Raw genomic sequence first — 15,959 nt, 5'->3', positions numbered from 1 at the left:
TTTCGGGGTTGATGGTGCGGCTCAGGGACGACGGATGGCGTCGGCCGCGGCCGTGGCGGCGGGACCGGCCGCCAGCTCGGTCTCCAGCAGCTGCTTGCCCAGCAGCTCCGGGTCGGGCAGCTCCATCGGGTACTCGCCGTCGAAGCAGGCGCGACACAGATTGGGCTTGGCGATGGTGGTCGCCTCGATCATGGCGTCGATGGAGATGTACGACAGGGAGTCCGCGCCGAGGGAGCGCCCGATCTCGTCCACCGACATGCCGTTGGCGATCAGCTCGGCGCGGGTGGCGAAGTCGATGCCGAAGAAACAGGGCCACTTCACCGGCGGGGACGAGATGCGGATGTGCACCTCGGCGGCACCCGCCTCACGGAGCATCCGCACCAGGGCGCGCTGGGTGTTGCCGCGCACGATCGAGTCGTCGACGACGACCAGGCGCTTGCCCCTGATGACTTCCTTGAGGGGGTTCAGCTTCAGCCGGATGCCCAGCTGGCGGATCGTCTGCGACGGCTGGATGAAGGTGCGGCCCACATAGGCGTTCTTCACCAGACCCGCACCGAACGGGATGCCGGAGGCCTCCGCGTAGCCGATCGCGGCGGGCGTGCCGGACTCGGGCGTCGCTATCACCAGATCGGCCTCGACGGGCGCCTCCTTGGCAAGGCGGCGGCCCATCTCGACCCGGGAGAGGTACACGTTCCGGCCGGCGATATCGGTGTCCGGACGGGCCAGGTACACATACTCGAAGACACAGCCGCGAGGCTTCGCTTCCGCGAATCGAGAGGTGCGCAGGCCGTTCTCGTCTATCGCGACGAACTCGCCCGGCTCGATCTCGCGGATGAAGGTGGCGCCGGTGATGTCGAGCGCGGCGGTCTCGGAGGCGACCACCCAGCCGCGCTCCAGACGGCCGAGGACCAGCGGGCGGATGCCCTGCGGGTCACGGGCCGCGTACAGGGTCTGCTCGTCCATGAAGACCAGCGAGAAGGCGCCCTTGACCCGAGGCAGGACCTTGGCGGCCGCGTCCTCGAGGGTCAGCGGCTTGCCGTCGTCGTCGACCTGTCCGGCCAGCAGCGCCGTGACCAGGTCGGTGTCGTTGGTCGCGGCCACCTGGGTGGCGCGGCCGTTCTCCTTGGGGAGCGCGGCGACCATCTCGGCCAGCTGCGCCGTGTTGACCAGGTTGCCGTTGTGGCCGAGGGCGATGGAGCCGTTGGCCGTGGCCCGGAACGTCGGCTGGGCGTTCTCCCAGACGGAGGCACCGGTGGTCGAGTAGCGGGCGTGTCCGACCGCGATGTGACCTTGGAGCGAACCGAGCGAGGTCTCGTCGAAGACCTGGGAGACCAGGCCCATGTCCTTGAAGACGAGGATCTGGGAACCGTTGCTGACCGCGATACCCGCGGATTCCTGGCCCCGATGCTGGAGGGCGTACAGCCCGAAGTACGTGAGCTTTGCGACCTCTTCCCCAGGAGCCCAGACACCGAAGACGCCACACGCGTCTTGAGGGCCCTTCTCACCGGGAAGCAGGTCGTGATTGAGTCGACCGTCACCACGTGGCACGGCTCCGAGTGTAGGCGAGATCGTGCACTGGTCCGAATCCGGTCATCTGCCCCGCCGGATGCGCCCCCTCCCGGGGCAGGGGGGGTCACGGCTTGGCGGTCGCGGTGAGACCCTTGCCGTTTTCGCTGGTCAGCGTGATGTCGCGATGATCGATGCGGTAGCCGAGCGTCCCGTCAAGGAGGGTGCTCAACGCCCGTTCGGTCGTCATGAGTGAGCCGTCGCACATCATGCGCGTGGCCCTGGGAGTACCCAGGGTGACCCGGCCGTCGCGCACGGTCGCCCTGGCGGTGAAACCGGTTGCAGCCGAGGCTCCCGGACACCGTGCCTGCGGTCCTGTCGAACGTGAACCAGGCTTTGCCGGTGGCCGCCTCGGGCAGCGAGGAGGCCACGTCGCCGTTCATCATGGACGTGACCTGCCACTTCGTGCCGTACAGGGACGCGTCGTCCTCCTTGGTGAGGTGGATGCGGTCGCCTTCCCCGCCGGTGAGCGTCAGCCGGTTCCGGTCGCCGGCCGCGGTGAGCGGCCCGTGCGCGAGCGTGCGGGAGATGGACGCCTCGAACGCCATCGGGCCCTTCGCACAGGCCATGTCGGTGGACCGGGCGGGTCCGAGGTCGACACGGTCGCCCCGGACGGTGGCGGACGCGCCGAAGCCGTTGCAGCCGTAGTTGCCCTGGACCCGGCCGTCTTCGATCAGGAGGTACGCACCGGCCGGGGCGCTCCTTGTGGTGCCGTTCGTCGTGAGGCTGTCCACGCGCCAGTGCACGCCCGTGACCTGCGAGCCGCCGTCGGATCCGACGGAACTGCTGCCGCTGCCCGAACCGGTGTCGGTACCGCACGCCACCGCGAGCGGGAGCAGGGTCAGGACGGTGAGGGTCAGTCGGTGCTTGTCCATGGAGGTGGGACGGGTGGGGCGGGAGGCTGGTTCCACAGCCGGCGTCCTTCGGTCACGCGGTCCCCGGACGGCACCCGGAGCCCCCGCGGCTTCAGGTCATGAGGGGCAGCAGGCCGTCGAGGTCGGCTCGTTCGCCGCTGGCGCTCACCTTGGCGTCGGCGAGAGCGACGGCCCACTGCACCCGGCCCGTCGCCAGCCGGATCCAGGTCAGCGGATCGGTCTCGACGACGTTCGGCGGGGTGCCTCGGGTGTGGCGGGGGCCCTCGACGCACTGCACCACGGCGAACGGCGGGATGCGCACCTCGGTCGAGGCGCCGGGCGCCTTCACCGCGAGCGCGTCGGCGAGCAGCCGGGTCGCGGCGGCGAGAGCGTGGCGGTCGTACGGGATGTCGAGTCCGGGTACGGCGGCGTTCAGATCGTCGCTGTGGACGACGAGTTCCACCGTGCGGGTGACGAGATAGTCGGCGAGCGGCAGCGGGCCGATGACGGTGGCGAGCAGTCGTGTGCCGGGGTGGCGTGCCAGGTCTTCGGTGAAGCGGCGCTCGATGTCGCCGAGATGGGCGTCGAGGTCCGGATTCTGCTCGGCGAGCCGACGGCCCATGTCCGCGATCGTGTCCGCGTCGACGGCGGTCGTGAAGGGCCAGTCGAGGAGCGTGACGTCCTTCCCGGCGGGTTCCGGCAGGTTGACGAAGCGGCTGACCGCGCCGAGCGCCGTCCCGGTGTGCGCCACGAGATCCCGCACCGTCCAGCCGCCGAGCCGCGTCGGCAGCGCCAGTTGCTCGGGGGTGAGGGTGCGCACGGCCTCCCGCACGTTCCCGAACTGCGCGTGCACCGCTGCACGGATCTTGGCGGAGTCGTACGTCCGTGCGCGTTTCCTGGCCGGGGGCATGGCGGTGAGCCTATGCCTTCACCGCGTACCCGTTCAGGCCGGCTGCGATCAGGTCGAAGGCGCGATGGGCGCGCTCGGCCGCGTCGGCTGCGACCTCGTCGACGGCCTCGCCGCCGTCGAGGCGGCGGTGGTGCTCCTCGACGAGGGCGTTACGGGCGGCGGTCAGGGTGGCGGCGGCGATCAGGGCGAGCGTCGCGTCGCCGGTCTCCTGCGCGAGCTGGTCCGCCAGTTGGCGCGCGCCCTTCTCCGACTCGACGTAGGCGCGTTCCATCAGCTCCGGCGTCTTCATGATGACCTCCCGGATCCGGCGGGCGAACGGCTCGCCGTGCAGACCGACCGACGGGTCGCGCCCTTCGACCATCTCCAGGAACTGCCGGCGAACGGCGTCCACCGCCGACTCGCCGGACGCGCGGTCGCGCACGGCACGCGCCGCGTCCGAGAAGTGCTCGACCATGGGCTTGAAGACCAAGTCCTCCTTGGAGCCGAAGTAGTTGAAGACGGTCATCTTGGAGACCTCGGCGTCGTCGGCGATCTCCTGTACCGAGACGGCATCGAAGCCCTTCTCGGCGAACAGGGCGATCGCGGTGCGGTAGATCCGCAGCGCCGTCTGCCGCTTCTTGCGCTCACGCAGCCCCATCGCCTCAGCAGCCATGACGCCATTGTACCAAGATGAAATTTGATCCTGACAGAAATTTACTCCGAGATAAAACATTGACTTGGTACACAAATGCTGGGCATGGTGACGCCCATGACCGAGACCCAGCGCAAGATCGCCTTCCTCGTCTGCCTCGTCACGATCGTCCTGGCCGTCCTGGACATGCAGATCGTGTCCGCGGCCACCGTCCCGATCGTGCGCGACCTCGACCCGGATCACGGCATCGACAAGATCCCCTGGCTGGTCAGCGCCTTTTCGCTGGCGTCGGCCGCGGTGCTCCCGCTGTACGGAAAGCTGTGCGACGTCCTGGGCGCCAAGCGGGTGTTCCTGGGGGCCGTGGGCACGTTCCTCCTCGGCTCGGCGCTGTGCGGAGCAGCCCGGTCGATCGGGCAGCTCGTCGCCGCGCGGGCCGTTCAGGGCGTCGGGGCCGGCGGGCTGATGAGCGTCACGATGGTCGTGATCGCCCAGTTGAGGGGACCCGGCGAACGTGACTCCAAGGGCGCGGGCATGGGCGGGATCGTCTCCGGCGGCGGCATGGCGCTCGGCCCCTGGATCGGCGGTCTCCTCTCCGACCATGCGAGCTGGCGCTGGATCTTCTACATCAATCTGCCGCTCGGCCTCGCGGTCCTGGTCCTCGCCGCATGTGTCCTGAAGCTCCCCCGCCACACCGCCGACCGCTCGATCGACTTCCTCGGCGCGGGTGTCGCGGCCGCCTTCTCCACGGCACTGCTGCTGGTCACCGAGTGGGGCGGCAAGGAGTACGCCTGGTCCTCACCGCAGATCGTCTTTCTGGCTCTGGCCTCGGCGGCCGCCCTCGGTCTCTTCCTGTGGCGCCAGGTCACGGCCGCCGAACCGATCCTGCCGTTGTCCATGTTCCGTGTCCGGGAACTGCGATGGGGCTTCGCCATCCAGGCTCTGGTGGGCGCGGCCCTGGTGGGCGCGCTGTACTACGTCATGGTCTACCTGCAGGTCGCCCGTGGCGTGTCCAGTTCGTCGGCGGGGCTGTACCTCGTCTTCATGGCCGTCGGCATGACCGCCGCCGGGGTCGTCACCGGAAAACTCGCGGAACGCGGCCGGCCCGAGCGGGCGTTCGCCATCAGCGGGTCCGCGGTCACCGCGGTGGCCTTTCTGCTGCTGGCCACCACCGGCAGCGACACCTCCCTGTGGTGGCTCCGCGCCGAACTCCTCCTCGTCGGCGTCGGGTTCGGCCAGCTCATCGGCCAGCTGATCCAACTGGTCCAGGACGCGGCCCCCCGCCATCAACTCGGGGTGGCGACGACCGGCATCCGCCTCTTCCAGACCCTGGGCACGGCCCTGGGCGCCGCCCTCTTCGGCACTCTCGTCTCCCGGTTGTACGACGGGCCCGTTCCCCTCGCCTTCGTGCCGGGCACGGCGCGCACGACGGAGGTGCACGCCTACGTCGACGCGCTGGACGGCGTGTTCTTCTGCGGGGCCGCGCTGATGGCGGTTTGTCTGGTGGTGGCGACACGGCTGCCCGTGTCCCGTCCCGCGCAGAGCGCCGGGGAACCGGCGAGCGAGCCCGCCACGGTCTGACGCCGGCACGCGAAGGCCCCGCCCGGCGAACCGGGCGGGGCCTTCGCCGTCATGCGGACCGTTTACGCGAGCAGCGCCGGAATGGTCTCCTCGTGGGCCTTCCGCAGCTCCTCCAGGGACAGCGCGAACTCGCCCTGGAGCTCGATCGCGTCACCGTCCACGACACCGATGCGGGCGACGGGCAGACCACGCGCCCCGCACATGTCGTTGAAGCGGACTTCCTCCGAGCGCGGCACGGCGACGAGCGCGCGCCCCGCCGACTCGGAGAAGAGGAAGGTGAACGCGTCGAACCCGTCCGGCACGACCAGCCGCGCGCCCTTTCCGCCCAGCAGGGAGGACTCCACGACCGCCTGGATCAGGCCGCCGTCGGACAGGTCGTGCGCGGAGTCGATCATGCCGTCGCGGGAGGCCGAGATGAGGATCTCGCCGAGCAGCCGCTCGCGCTCGAGGTCGACCTGCGGGGGCAGACCGCCGAGATGGTCGTGGACGAGCTGCGACCAGGCCGAGCCGCCGAACTCCTCACGGGTGTCGCCGAGGAGGTAGAGCAGCTGGCCCTCCTCCTGGAAGGCGACGGGCGTACGGCGGGCGACGTCGTCGATGACACCCAGCACCGCCACCACCGGGGTGGGGTGGATGGCCGCCTCGCCCGTCTGGTTGTAGAGCGAGACGTTGCCGCCGGTCACCGGGGTGCCCAGCTGCAGGCAGGCGTCGGCGAGTCCGCGGACGGCCTCCGCGAACTGCCACATGACGGCCGGGTCCTCGGGCGAACCGAAGTTCAGGCAGTCGGAGACGGCCAGCGGCTTGGCACCGGTGGTCGCCACGTTGCGGTACGCCTCGGCGAGGGCGAGCTGCGCGCCCGCGTACGGGTCGAGCTTCGCGTACCGGCCGTTGCCGTCGGTCGCGATGGCGACGCCGAGCCCGGACTCCTCGTCGACACGGATCATGCCGGAGTCCTCGGGCTGGGCGAGGACCGTGTTGCCCTGCACGAAGTGGTCGTACTGGGAGGTGATCCACTTCTTGGAGGCCTGGTTGGGCGAGGACACCAGCTTCAGGACCTGGTCCTTCAGCTCCTCGGAGGTCTCCGGCCGCGGCAGCTTGTTCGCGTCGTCCGCCTGCAGGGCGTCCTGCCACTCCGGACGGGCGTACGGGCGTTCGTACACCGGCCCCTCGTGCGCGACGGTCCGCGGGTCGACGTCGACGATCTTCCCGCCGTGCCAGTAGATCTCCAGGCGGTCGCCGTCGGTCACCTCACCGATGACGGTGGCGATGACGTCCCACTTCTCGCAGATCTCCAGGAAGCGGTCGACCTTCTCCGGCTCGACCACCGCGCACATGCGTTCCTGCGACTCGCTCATGAGGATCTCCTCGGGCGAGAGCGTCGAGTCGCGCAGCGGTACGTCGTCCAGCGTCACGCGCATGCCGCCGGAGCCGTTGGAGGCCAGCTCGGAGGTGGCGCAGGACAGACCGGCCGCACCGAGGTCCTGGATACCGACGACCAGCTTCTCCTTGAAGGCCTCCAGGGTGCACTCGATGAGGAGCTTCTCCTGGAAGGGGTCACCGACCTGGACGGCCGGGCGCTTCGACGGCTTGGCGTCGTCGAAGGTCTCGGAGGCGAGGATCGAGGCGCCGCCGATGCCGTCACCACCCGTGCGGGCGCCGTACAGGACGACCTTGTTCCCCGCGCCGGACGCCTTCGCCAGATGAATGTCCTCGTGCCGCATGACGCCGATGGCACCGGCGTTGACCAAGGGGTTGCCCTGGTAACACGCGTCGAAGACGACCTCTCCGCCGATGTTGGGCAGTCCGAGGCAGTTGCCGTAGCCGCCGATGCCGGCCACGACACCGGGCAGCACTCGCTTGGTGTCCGGGTGGTCGGCCGCGCCGAATCGCAGCGGGTCCACGACGGCGACCGGCCGCGCGCCCATCGCGATGATGTCGCGCACGATGCCGCCGACGCCGGTCGCGGCGCCCTGGTAGGGCTCGACGTACGAGGGGTGGTTGTGCGACTCGACCTTGAAGGTGACCGCGTAGCCCTGGCCGACGTCGACGACACCGGCGTTCTCACCGATGCCCACGAGCAGCGCGTCCGACTGGGGGGCCTTCTCGCCGAACTGGCGCAGGTGCACCTTGCTGCTCTTGTACGAGCAGTGCTCGGACCACATGACCGAGTACATGGCGAGCTCGGCGCCGGTGGGGCGACGGCCCAGGATCTCGACGATCCGCTCGTACTCGTCCTTCTTCAGGCCGAGTTCGGCCCAGGGCAGCTCGACGTCGGGGGTCGCGGCCGCATGTTCGACCGTGTCCAGAGGCGTCCGGCTCATGCGCCCACCAGCTTCTTGAGGATCGACGTGAAGAACGGGAGACCGTCGGTGCGACCGGAACCGATCAGCGGCTCGACGGCGTGCTCGGGATGCGGCATCAGGCCCACCACGTTGCCCGCCTCATTGGTGATGCCGGCGATGTCGCGGAGCGAGCCGTTGGGGTTGAAGTCCACGTAGCGGAACGCCACGCGGCCTTCGGCCTCCAGCTTGTCGAGCGTGTACTCGTCGGCGACGTACCGGCCGTCCATGTTCTTCAGCGGAATGTGGATCTCCTGGCCCACGGCGTAGTCACCGGTCCAGGAGGTCTCCGCGTTCTCCACCCGCAACTTCTGGTCGCGGCAGATGAAGTGGAGGTGGTCGTTGCCCAGCATCGCGCCCGGAAGGAGATGGGCCTCGGTCAGGACCTGGAAACCGTTGCAGATGCCGAGGACCGGAAGACCGGACTTCGCCTGCTCGATGACCGTCCCCATCACCGGCGAAAAACGGGAGATGGCACCGGCGCGCAGATAGTCGCCGTACGAGAAACCGCCGGGGAGCACCACGGCGTCGACCTGCTTCAGGTCCTTGTCCTTGTGCCAGAGAGCGACCGGCTCGGCGCCCGCGAGGCGGATCGCGCGCTGCGTGTCCCGGTCGTCGAGGCTCCCCGGGAAAGTGACGACGCCGATACGAGCGGTCACTTCGCGGCCTCCGCGACTTCCTCGACCTTGACGGTGAAGTCCTCGATCACGGTGTTCGCGAGGAAGGATTCCGCAAGATCGTGGATGCGGGCGAGCGCGGCCTCGTCGACCGGACCGTCCACTTCGAGTTCGAATCGCTTTCCCTGACGTACATCGGAGATGCCCTCGAAACCGAGCCGCGGCAGTGCGCGATGGACCGCCTGGCCCTGGGGGTCGAGGATCTCCGGCTTGAGCATGACGTCGACTACGACGCGTGCCACTGGCACTCCCGGTGTGTGGTGCTGAGCAGGTTCCTTCAGACTACCCGCACAGAATTTCTACCCGCGTAGATTCGTAGCATCCTACGTGACGGCCGTCACGGCACACCGGCGGCGGCGGCCCGTTACACGGAAAATCCTGGGAAAAATCACAGAAGAGCGATGGCAGGTCATTGCAGGCGGACACGCGGAGGTATTCAGTCGGTCTTCACAATGCAATGCCGGGCACTGTACAAAGGAAATGGCAATAGCCGATACTTTGCCCAATAACAGCCGGACAGTCGACATCTCCCCGACATCCGCCGGACGTCTGTGCACGTCATGGTGTCTGATCGCAGAGGTGCCGCACGAAGGGACCGATATTCGTGGCGCAGCGTGTCGTGGTCACTCTCTTTGACGACATCGACGGCTCAGAAGCGGCGGAAACGATCGCCTTCGGACTGGACGGCAAGTCGTACGAGATCGACCTCAATCAAGCCAATGCCAAGAAACTGCGTAAGGTGCTGGCACCCTACGTCGAGGCCGGCCGCAAGAAGGCGAAGTCGGGCAAGGCGTACACGCACACGGCGTTGACGCCGGACCCGGCTGCCGTACGGGCCTGGGCACGCTCCAACAAGATGGACGTACCGCCGCGGGGCCGCATCCCGAAGAAGGTGTACGAGGCGTTCGCCGAGGCGAACTGACGCGACCCGCTCGCCGGGGCCGGCATCCGGCCCCGGCGAGCCCGGTTCCCTCCACGCGCCGCTCCCCCCGTCCGGTGGACGCCGCGCGCTCTCCGTCGCCGGGAGCCGGGTCGGTGATCGGCCCGCCCTGTGGCGGCCCCATCGGACCCTGCGGGCAACCGACTTGCACTGCCCCCCTGGTGATCAGCTAAAGTCTGGAGCATGCCGAGGGGCGAGGGCGAAATGCCGAAACCCCAAGAGCCATGCGGGTGTAGTTCAGTAGCAGAACACCCCCTTTCCAAGGGGGAGGCGCAGTGTGCAATCCCTGTCACCCGCTCCAAGGCATCGGTTCCACCGATTCAGGAAGCACCTCTGCTCGAGCTTGTCGAGAGCAGGGGTGAGGATCAGGTAGGCTGGTGCTCGCACCGATCGGTGAGAGCCGGTCGGGAGCAATGCGGACGTAGCTCAGTTGGTAGAGCGCAACCTTGCCAAGGTTGAGGTCGCGAGTTCGAGCCTCGTCGTCCGCTCCAAAGAGGAAGGCCCCGGTCGATCGACCGGGGCCTTCGTCTTACCCGCAGCCCGCGCGGACGGATTGCGCGCGCCGGCCGAGGCGTAACTTCGATCAGGCGGACGCCTGCCCGAGGGCTGGGATCCCGTCTGCCCTGCACCCAACGGACCCCTGCAGAGGCCGGCCTCCGATCGACCACCACCTTCAGACGGGACATGGCCAGTGTGGTGGAAGTGACCGGTGGTGCCGACGTGGCCGCCGTGGTGGACGAGCCGCACGTGCCCGCCCGGCGGTCCCGGCAGGCATCGGGCCCGGGACACGCCGGTGTGAGGGTCGCCACATCGCCGAGCCTCCGAACTGCCGCGGCGCCGGGTGGCGATCGGGAACGGGCACGATGCCGGGCATTCGAAGCGGGCGCCCACGGCCGGAGTGTGCGGATGCGCCGCCCCGGGCCGACGGCGTACCGCGGTCGTCCGGACCGTCCGTACGGAAAACCGGCACGTGGAGCACGAGTTGGGTGTTGTCGTCGGCGTCACCGTGCACGCGCCGCCGACGGCCCGGGAGACCGGGGTCGGAGGGCGCCCGCGCCGACGCCGGAAATCCCCGGGCGGGCCGCGCCGGAGAAGGAGAGGGGGCGGAGCCCATTGCCAAGGGCCGCTCTCGAACTCATGGCCGTGCACCGTGATGGGGCGGTGCGTCTCGCACACGAGCGACGTTGGGTATAGTTGCTCTCGCGCAACAGCGCAGTGCGGACGTAGCTCAGTTGGTAGAGCGCAACCTTGCCAAGGTTGAGGTCGCGAGTTCGAGCCTCGTCGTCCGCTCCGTAGAGAAGCCCCCCGGCCCAGGCCGGGGGGCTTTTTGCTGTGCGCGGGGTGAAGCCGCGGCCCGGCGGGATCGCCGGGCCCATGGCCGCTACGACCAGCGCACGCCGGTCAGTCGCTCGTACGCCTCCACGTACTTCGCCCGGGTCGCCTCCACGATCTCCGGGGGCAGCGGAGGCGGAGGCTGCTCGCTCGCACGGTCCCAGCCGGAAGCGGGGGAGACGAGCCAGTCCCGCACGAACTGCTTGTCGAACGACTGCTGGGAGCGGCCCGGCTCCCAGCGGTCGGCCGGCCAGAAGCGGGACGAGTCCGGAGTGAGCACCTCGTCGGCGAGGACGAGGGTGTCGCCGTCGTGGCCGAACTCGAACTTGGTGTCCGCCAGGATGATCCCGCGATCACGGGCGATGTCCCGGGCACGGCCGTAGACGGCGAGGGTCGCCTGCCGCAGCTGGGCCGCGGTCTCCGCACCGACCTGGCGGGCGACCTCCTCGTACGAGACGTTCTCGTCGTGCTCGCCGACCGCGGCCTTGGTGGCGGGGGTGAAGATCGGCGCGGGCAGTTCCGAGCCGTCCACCAGGCCCTCGGGCAGCGCGAGGCCGCAGACGGTACGGGACTCGTTGTACTCGAGGAGGCCCGAGCCGGTGAGGTAACCGCGCGCCACGCACTCCACCGGAACCATCCGCAGGGACTTGCAGACGAGGGTGCGGCCGGCCCAGTCGGCCGGGGCCCCGGCCGGCAGCTCCGTGCTCAGGACGTGGCTCGGGACCAGATCGGCGAGCTGGTCGAACCACCAGAGCGACAACTGCGTGAGGATCCGGCCCTTGTCCGGGATCTCGGTCGGCAGCACCCAGTCGAACGCGGACGTGCGGTCGCTGGCGACCATCACGAGGTCGCCCGCCTCGTTCTGGTACAGCTCCCGCACCTTTCCGGTGTGCAGATGCACCAGACCCGGTACCTCGACGGGCTCGGGCTTTTCGACGAATCCGGACACGGTTCCTCCCCGTGGTTCTCTCCAATTGGCTCGATTCTCCCGTATGCCAGGAGCGGGCCGGTCCGCGGGGCGGGTCGGAACGGATTCAGTCCCGTTTGCAGATGCGGTCCAGGAGGTTCGCTGTCGCCTGCTGGATACGGGCGTCCACATGGCCGGGACGGTCCAGCGCGGGCGACCAGGCGAAGGTCCCGGACGCGAAGACCAGGGCGCCCGACGGGGCCCGGTACAGGGACGTCTCCTGGTGCCGCAGCACTCCCTCGCCGTCCCGGTAGGGAGAGTGGGCCAGGAGGATGCGGCCCTGATGCTCGGGCAGTGGCGCGCGCGGGAAGTAACGGTCCGCCTCGCCGGCGACCATCCCCGCCAGTTCGTCGCGCTCCTCAGCGCCGGTCGCCTCCCACAGCCAGTGGTCGGCGTTGCGGACGACGAGGGGGTGGGGTTCGGGCACCCGGCCCGCGTACTGGATGCCGATCGTCTCCTGCTCGGGACGGTCGATCTCCCGCCACAGCGTGGCCTTTCCCGGGCCGCGGCGCTTGCGGCAGGTGAGCAGGCGGTCGGGGACACCGGACGGGGACGGCCCCAACTCCACCTGCCAGTACATCGTGTTGGCGGAGAGGAAGACGAGCGAGGTGCCGTTCTCCCGGGCGAGTTCCACGGTGCGGCGCATCTGGGGCGACCAGTACTCGTCATGACCCGGGAAGACCAGACCGCGGTAGCGGGTGGGGTCGATGCGGCCGGCGTGCAGATCGCGGGCATCGGCGTAGGCGAGGTCGTAGTGGTAGCGCTCGGCCCAGCGGATGAAGTCGTAGGCGTGGCCCACGTGCAGCGGGAGGCCCGCGCCCGCGTACGGGCGGTCGAAGGAGACCGTGGTGGCGGCGTCCGCCTCGCCGAGCAGGCGGCCGTTCTCGTCCCAGGCGTGGTAGAGGCTGGCGCCGGTGTGGCCGTCCTCCGGATAGAGGTTGTACGCCTGCCACGTGATGTCCGGGAGCAGCAGGAGGAGGTCCGCCGGGCGGCTGTCGCGGACGGTGAAGGGGACATGGGAGCGGTAGCCGTCGGCGGTGGTGAGGACGGCCACATACGCGCCGATGCTCCAGTAGGACGGGATCTGCAGCCGCCAGGACAGCCACCAGTGATGGCAGGAGACCGTGCGGTCCGCCGTCAGCGGAGGCGGCTGCACGATGCCGGAGAGACGGGGGCTCGTGGTGATCTTGGAAGCCCCGTCGCCGCCGTAGTGGCCGATCCGGTAGACGTCGACGGCGAACTCCTGCGGCGGGTCCACGGTGATGCGGAAGTCGATGGCCTCGCCGGGCGCGACCCCGCCGGTGGAGGTGAAGCCCTTGATCTGGCGGTGGACGTCGTCGGCGGAGCGCGGGCCGCCGGTGCGGGGCGCCGGGATCCGCGCTCCCTTGTGGCCCTGGGACGGGACGTGGGCCGGGGCCGGATCCACGTACCAGGGGACCACTTGGCCCGTGTCGTCGAAGTAGGTCTCACTGCCCCGGAGCCAGGGAACCGGGCCCTGGCCGAAAGGATCCGTCACAGCGTGTGCGAGAGCGCCCGACTCCCAGCGGCGGATGTGCTCCGACCCCATGCGATGTCCCCTCCCTCGACCCCGTGAGCCGTCGTAGCCCTTGCGTCGTACCCGAACGGTCCCAGCACATCACATTACGCACGCACTCCGTCACCGTTCGTCGTGAATTGACGTGGACGGAATGGGATTCTCCGGCCATGGGTCGCGGCCCCGACACCGACCGAAGCGGCGTATCCGCAGGTGGGACGGGGTGGGAACACAACCGGGCGCGGTGGTCTCGATCCTCGGGGTGACGGCCGCCCGGTGGGGCGGGAGAGTCCCCCGTGAGGAGCGGGGAGCGGGTGACGGAACGGCTCGGCCGGCCGAAAGTCGTCAGACCAACCGGACCGGCTTCTCGGCCCGTATGCCGAGATGGAGGAGCCAGGCGCGGAGCGGTTCCGGGTCGCCGTCCTCGACGAGCGTGAGCACGCGGGGGGTCAGATCGGTCGCACGTTCGTCCCGGACCAGCAGGGACGGACCGTCCAGCCAGTCGAGGCCGGGTACCGCTCCGGCCGTGTCCATCGCGGCGCAGCACACCATCGCGGCGACATGGTCGACGAGCAGTTCGCGACCGCTGCGGGGCGGCTGGAGCGGGAACAGCGGGAGCAACACGTCGTCCCACACCGTGCGGTCCGGCCCCGACGGCCGGCCGGCGCTCCCGCCCGGTACCGCCGCGAGGGCCGACTCCTCCCAGGCGACTTCGGCACTGAGTCCGGCGACCAGGGCGGCCGTCCGCGCACCGGCGACCGCACCGTCCTCGTCGGAGGCCGGCACGGCACCGGCGGCGAGCATGTCGGCAGCGGATGCGCCGACGGCCTCGGCGTGCGCCGTCTCCGCGCCGGGATCCCCTTCCACGTCGGGGGCTTCGGGGACGGCGGCCCCGTCCGGTGCGTCCGGCGCGCTCCCGCCGTCGCCCGTACCTTCCGCGCCGTGCTCGCGGAGGTGCGGGCCGGGCGGGCCGTCGCGCCGAGGGGTGGATGCCCCGGGGCGCTCGCTCCCGGCCGCCGCGTCCCTCTCGTCGGTGTCCGCCCGGACCGTCAGGTATTTCAGGACCCGGTCCAGCGTCGGCCCACCCGCGTCGGACGTGCCCGAGCGGGTGGTGTGGTGAACGCCCAGGGCGTCGAGGACCCGGTGGAGCCGGGCGGCGTCCGACCGCCACTTACGGTCCACGACCTCGTCCGGATAGTCCTGCCAGTTGACCGGCGCCCAGTTCGGGCCGGGTGCCGCCGGACCTCCGTGGAAGAGACGCGCTGCCAGCAGCGACGCGGCCTCGTCCACCGCTCCGGGCTCCTCCAGCAGGTCGCAGGCCGGCCGCTCACCCAGACGGGAGGCGAATCCCTCGGCCAGACGGTCCCGGCGGGAGAGCTCCGTGAGGGCCGCAACCACGCCGGCGTCCAGGCGCGACGGCCAGCGCCCCATCCGCCAGGCGGGCAGCGCGACCCGGGTCAGCAGCCGGTCCCAGCCGGCGTACGCCAGACCCACCTGCTCCTGTGCGACGATCCGCAGACCGTAGTCCACAGCCTGTGCACGCTCGGCCGCGGCGGCCGCCACCCCTCGTTCCATCTCTTCCGCATGAACCCGGCAGCTCCGCAGCAGCAGCCGGGCCACCCGGCCGACGCCGCTCAGCACCGCACGGATCAGGACTCCGCGCCCGGGTGCCGCACTCACGGCCACGGCGGCGTCCAGTCCTCGGACGAAGCGTCGTGCCGCTGCTATGTCGGGGTGCGCGGACGGCCCCGTACCGGCGACGACCGGGGCGAGCACCGCACGCAGTTCGCCCACCCGCATCCACCACAGGAACGGGGAGCCGATCACGAGCACGGGCGCCGTCGGGGCCCGGTGGTGCCGGGAGGACTGCAGGCCGCGTATGCCCCGGGGGCCGGATATCTCGTCCAGCGACCGCAGCGGCGGGCCATGGGCGGGATGGGTTCGGTCCTCCAGCCAGCTGTCGCAGTCCGGCGTGAGCGCTATGGCGGACGGGGCGGGGACATCGAGGCGATCGGCCAGGTCCCGGACCATCCGGTACAGATCGGGGGCCGCGTCCTCCGCGATCGGGACCGTCGGGCTGACGGCCGGACGGGCGCCCGCGACCACGAGGGCGATACCGGCGGCGGCGAGCAGGACGGCCACGGCGAGGCAGCTCACGCCCCAGCGCGCGACCACTCCCCAGTGCCCACCACTGATGTGACCGGTGGAGCGGCCGACGAGCAGCACGACCGCAACGGCGGCAGGCAGCAGAGCCACGGCCAGCGCCCTGCTGCGGATCCGCAGCACGGCGAGAGCCCGGGAACGCGCGGCCTGCGCGCCGACCTCCACACCGATTCCGGTCACGACCGGACGTCACCCCCTCTGATCCGCCTCTGTCCCACGCGACCTGCGCCGTGACGGTCCTCGTCACGGAGGCCGTCGTCGGACGTCCGTGCGTTGCTCACTCCCCCACTGTGGCACCCGCCACCGACATCGCAATGCCGGTGGGCCAAGTGCCGGAACGCTTGCGCCGCACCCTAGTTGGGGCCCCCGCACTCGTCAGCCGGATGGGTCACCGCTCACTCGATGGAATGGCTTTGGGGAAAGGTGGATGACGTAGGGCGACGGCCAGGCCCGGGATCGCCCACCGAA

13 protein-coding genes and 3 tRNA genes are annotated in these 15,959 nt (G+C 70.2%); 5 read left to right on the top strand and 11 right to left on the bottom strand.

Annotated elements, in window-relative coordinates:
• Positions 1-21: 21 nt before the first annotated feature.
• The 5 genes from purF to ADL25_RS25285 form a co-directional block, all read right to left on the bottom strand.
• Positions 22-1,548 carry an amidophosphoribosyltransferase gene (gene purF / locus ADL25_RS25300; protein ID WP_059130119.1) on the bottom strand — a complete coding sequence of 509 codons (1,527 nt, stop codon included), beginning with the start codon at positions 1,546-1,548 and terminating at the stop codon, positions 22-24.
• 85 nt (positions 1,549-1,633) lie between these two features.
• Positions 1,634-1,801, bottom strand: a complete 168-nt coding sequence (locus tag ADL25_RS51920; protein ID WP_324614065.1) for an META domain-containing protein — start codon at positions 1,799-1,801, stop codon at positions 1,634-1,636.
• The gene (locus tag ADL25_RS25295; RefSeq protein ID WP_324614064.1) at positions 1,722-2,477 is read right to left on the bottom strand and encodes an META domain-containing protein; all 756 of its coding nucleotides are present in this window, start codon (positions 2,475-2,477) and stop codon (positions 1,722-1,724) included. The genes ADL25_RS51920 and ADL25_RS25295 overlap by 80 nt, the downstream gene beginning before the upstream one ends.
• A gap of 55 nt (positions 2,478-2,532) precedes the next feature.
• Complete coding sequence (locus tag ADL25_RS25290; protein ID WP_059130118.1) at positions 2,533-3,330, bottom strand: maleylpyruvate isomerase family mycothiol-dependent enzyme; 798 nt, start codon at positions 3,328-3,330, stop codon at positions 2,533-2,535.
• Between the two features lie 10 nt (positions 3,331-3,340).
• The gene (locus ADL25_RS25285; protein WP_059130117.1) at positions 3,341-3,982 is read right to left on the bottom strand and encodes a TetR/AcrR family transcriptional regulator; all 642 of its coding nucleotides are present in this window, start codon (positions 3,980-3,982) and stop codon (positions 3,341-3,343) included.
• Positions 3,983-4,078: 96 nt separating this feature from the next.
• On the opposite strand from ADL25_RS25285, the gene ADL25_RS25280 reads away from it, so the two are divergent.
• Entirely contained in the window at positions 4,079-5,539 is a 1,461-nt protein-coding gene (locus ADL25_RS25280; RefSeq protein ID WP_059130161.1) for an MFS transporter, read from the top strand.
• A 62-nt stretch (positions 5,540-5,601) separates the two neighbouring features.
• Here ADL25_RS25280 and purL read toward each other — a convergent pair whose 3' ends face one another.
• From purL to purS, 3 genes are read right to left on the bottom strand one after another with little or no spacing between them, the layout of a single operon-like run.
• Positions 5,602-7,860, bottom strand: a complete 2,259-nt coding sequence (purL, locus tag ADL25_RS25275; RefSeq protein ID WP_059130116.1) for a phosphoribosylformylglycinamidine synthase subunit PurL — start codon at positions 7,858-7,860, stop codon at positions 5,602-5,604.
• A complete protein-coding gene (gene purQ / locus ADL25_RS25270; protein ID WP_059130115.1) occupies positions 7,857-8,537 on the bottom strand; it encodes a phosphoribosylformylglycinamidine synthase subunit PurQ in 681 nt (226 codons plus the stop codon). The genes purL and purQ overlap by 4 nt, the downstream gene beginning before the upstream one ends.
• Positions 8,534-8,797: a phosphoribosylformylglycinamidine synthase subunit PurS gene (gene purS, locus ADL25_RS25265; RefSeq protein ID WP_059130114.1), complete on the bottom strand. Its 264-nt coding sequence runs from the start codon at positions 8,795-8,797 to the stop codon at positions 8,534-8,536. The genes purQ and purS overlap by 4 nt, the downstream gene beginning before the upstream one ends.
• A gap of 362 nt (positions 8,798-9,159) precedes the next feature.
• Here purS and ADL25_RS25260 point away from each other — a divergent pair, with 362 nt between their 5' ends.
• The 4 genes from ADL25_RS25260 to ADL25_RS25245 all read left to right on the top strand — a co-directional run bounded on the left by ADL25_RS25260 (position 9,160) and on the right by ADL25_RS25245 (position 10,785).
• The gene (locus tag ADL25_RS25260; RefSeq protein ID WP_059130113.1) at positions 9,160-9,477 is read left to right on the top strand and encodes a histone-like nucleoid-structuring protein Lsr2; all 318 of its coding nucleotides are present in this window, start codon (positions 9,160-9,162) and stop codon (positions 9,475-9,477) included.
• 244 nt (positions 9,478-9,721) lie between these two features.
• Positions 9,722-9,796 (top strand) — tRNA-Gly (locus ADL25_RS25255).
• A 114-nt stretch (positions 9,797-9,910) separates the two neighbouring features.
• Positions 9,911-9,986: transfer RNA gene (locus tag ADL25_RS25250), tRNA-Gly, on the top strand.
• Positions 9,987-10,712: 726 nt separating this feature from the next.
• Positions 10,713-10,785: transfer RNA gene (locus ADL25_RS25245), tRNA-Gly, on the top strand.
• Between the two features lie 91 nt (positions 10,786-10,876).
• Here ADL25_RS25245 and ADL25_RS25240 read toward each other — a convergent pair.
• From ADL25_RS25240 to ADL25_RS25230, 3 genes are all read right to left on the bottom strand, one after another.
• Positions 10,877-11,776: a phosphoribosylaminoimidazolesuccinocarboxamide synthase gene (locus tag ADL25_RS25240; protein WP_059130112.1), complete on the bottom strand. Its 900-nt coding sequence runs from the start codon at positions 11,774-11,776 to the stop codon at positions 10,877-10,879.
• An 85-nt stretch (positions 11,777-11,861) separates the two neighbouring features.
• Positions 11,862-13,361, bottom strand: coding sequence for a N,N-dimethylformamidase beta subunit family domain-containing protein (locus ADL25_RS25235; RefSeq protein ID WP_059130111.1), 1,500 nt, complete (start codon positions 13,359-13,361; stop codon positions 11,862-11,864).
• Positions 13,362-13,673: 312 nt separating this feature from the next.
• Positions 13,674-15,671: a hypothetical protein gene (locus tag ADL25_RS25230; RefSeq protein WP_059130110.1), complete on the bottom strand. Its 1,998-nt coding sequence runs from the start codon at positions 15,669-15,671 to the stop codon at positions 13,674-13,676.
• Positions 15,672-15,959: the final 288 nt, after the last annotated feature.

Source organism: Streptomyces sp. NRRL F-5122, assembly GCF_001507435.1.
GTDB lineage: Bacteria > Actinomycetota > Actinomycetes > Streptomycetales > Streptomycetaceae > Streptomyces > Streptomyces lannensis.
This window is presented reverse-complemented; position numbering and strand designations above follow the sequence as displayed.

What these genes read in the sequence shown, in the direction of transcription:
- ADL25_RS25235 (WP_059130111.1), bottom strand. Translation starts at nt 13,361, where the DNA reads ATGGGGTCGGAGCACATCCGCCGCTGGGAGTCGGGCGCTCTCGCACAC.
- ADL25_RS25290 (WP_059130118.1), bottom strand. Translation starts at nt 3,330, where the DNA reads ATGCCCCCGGCCAGGAAACGCGCACGGACGTACGACTCCGCCAAGATC.
- ADL25_RS25280 (WP_059130161.1), top strand. Translation starts at nt 4,079, where the DNA reads ATGACCGAGACCCAGCGCAAGATCGCCTTCCTCGTCTGCCTCGTCACG.
- purL (WP_059130116.1), bottom strand. Translation starts at nt 7,860, where the DNA reads ATGAGCCGGACGCCTCTGGACACGGTCGAACATGCGGCCGCGACCCCC.
- ADL25_RS25285 (WP_059130117.1), bottom strand. Translation starts at nt 3,982, where the DNA reads ATGGCTGCTGAGGCGATGGGGCTGCGTGAGCGCAAGAAGCGGCAGACG.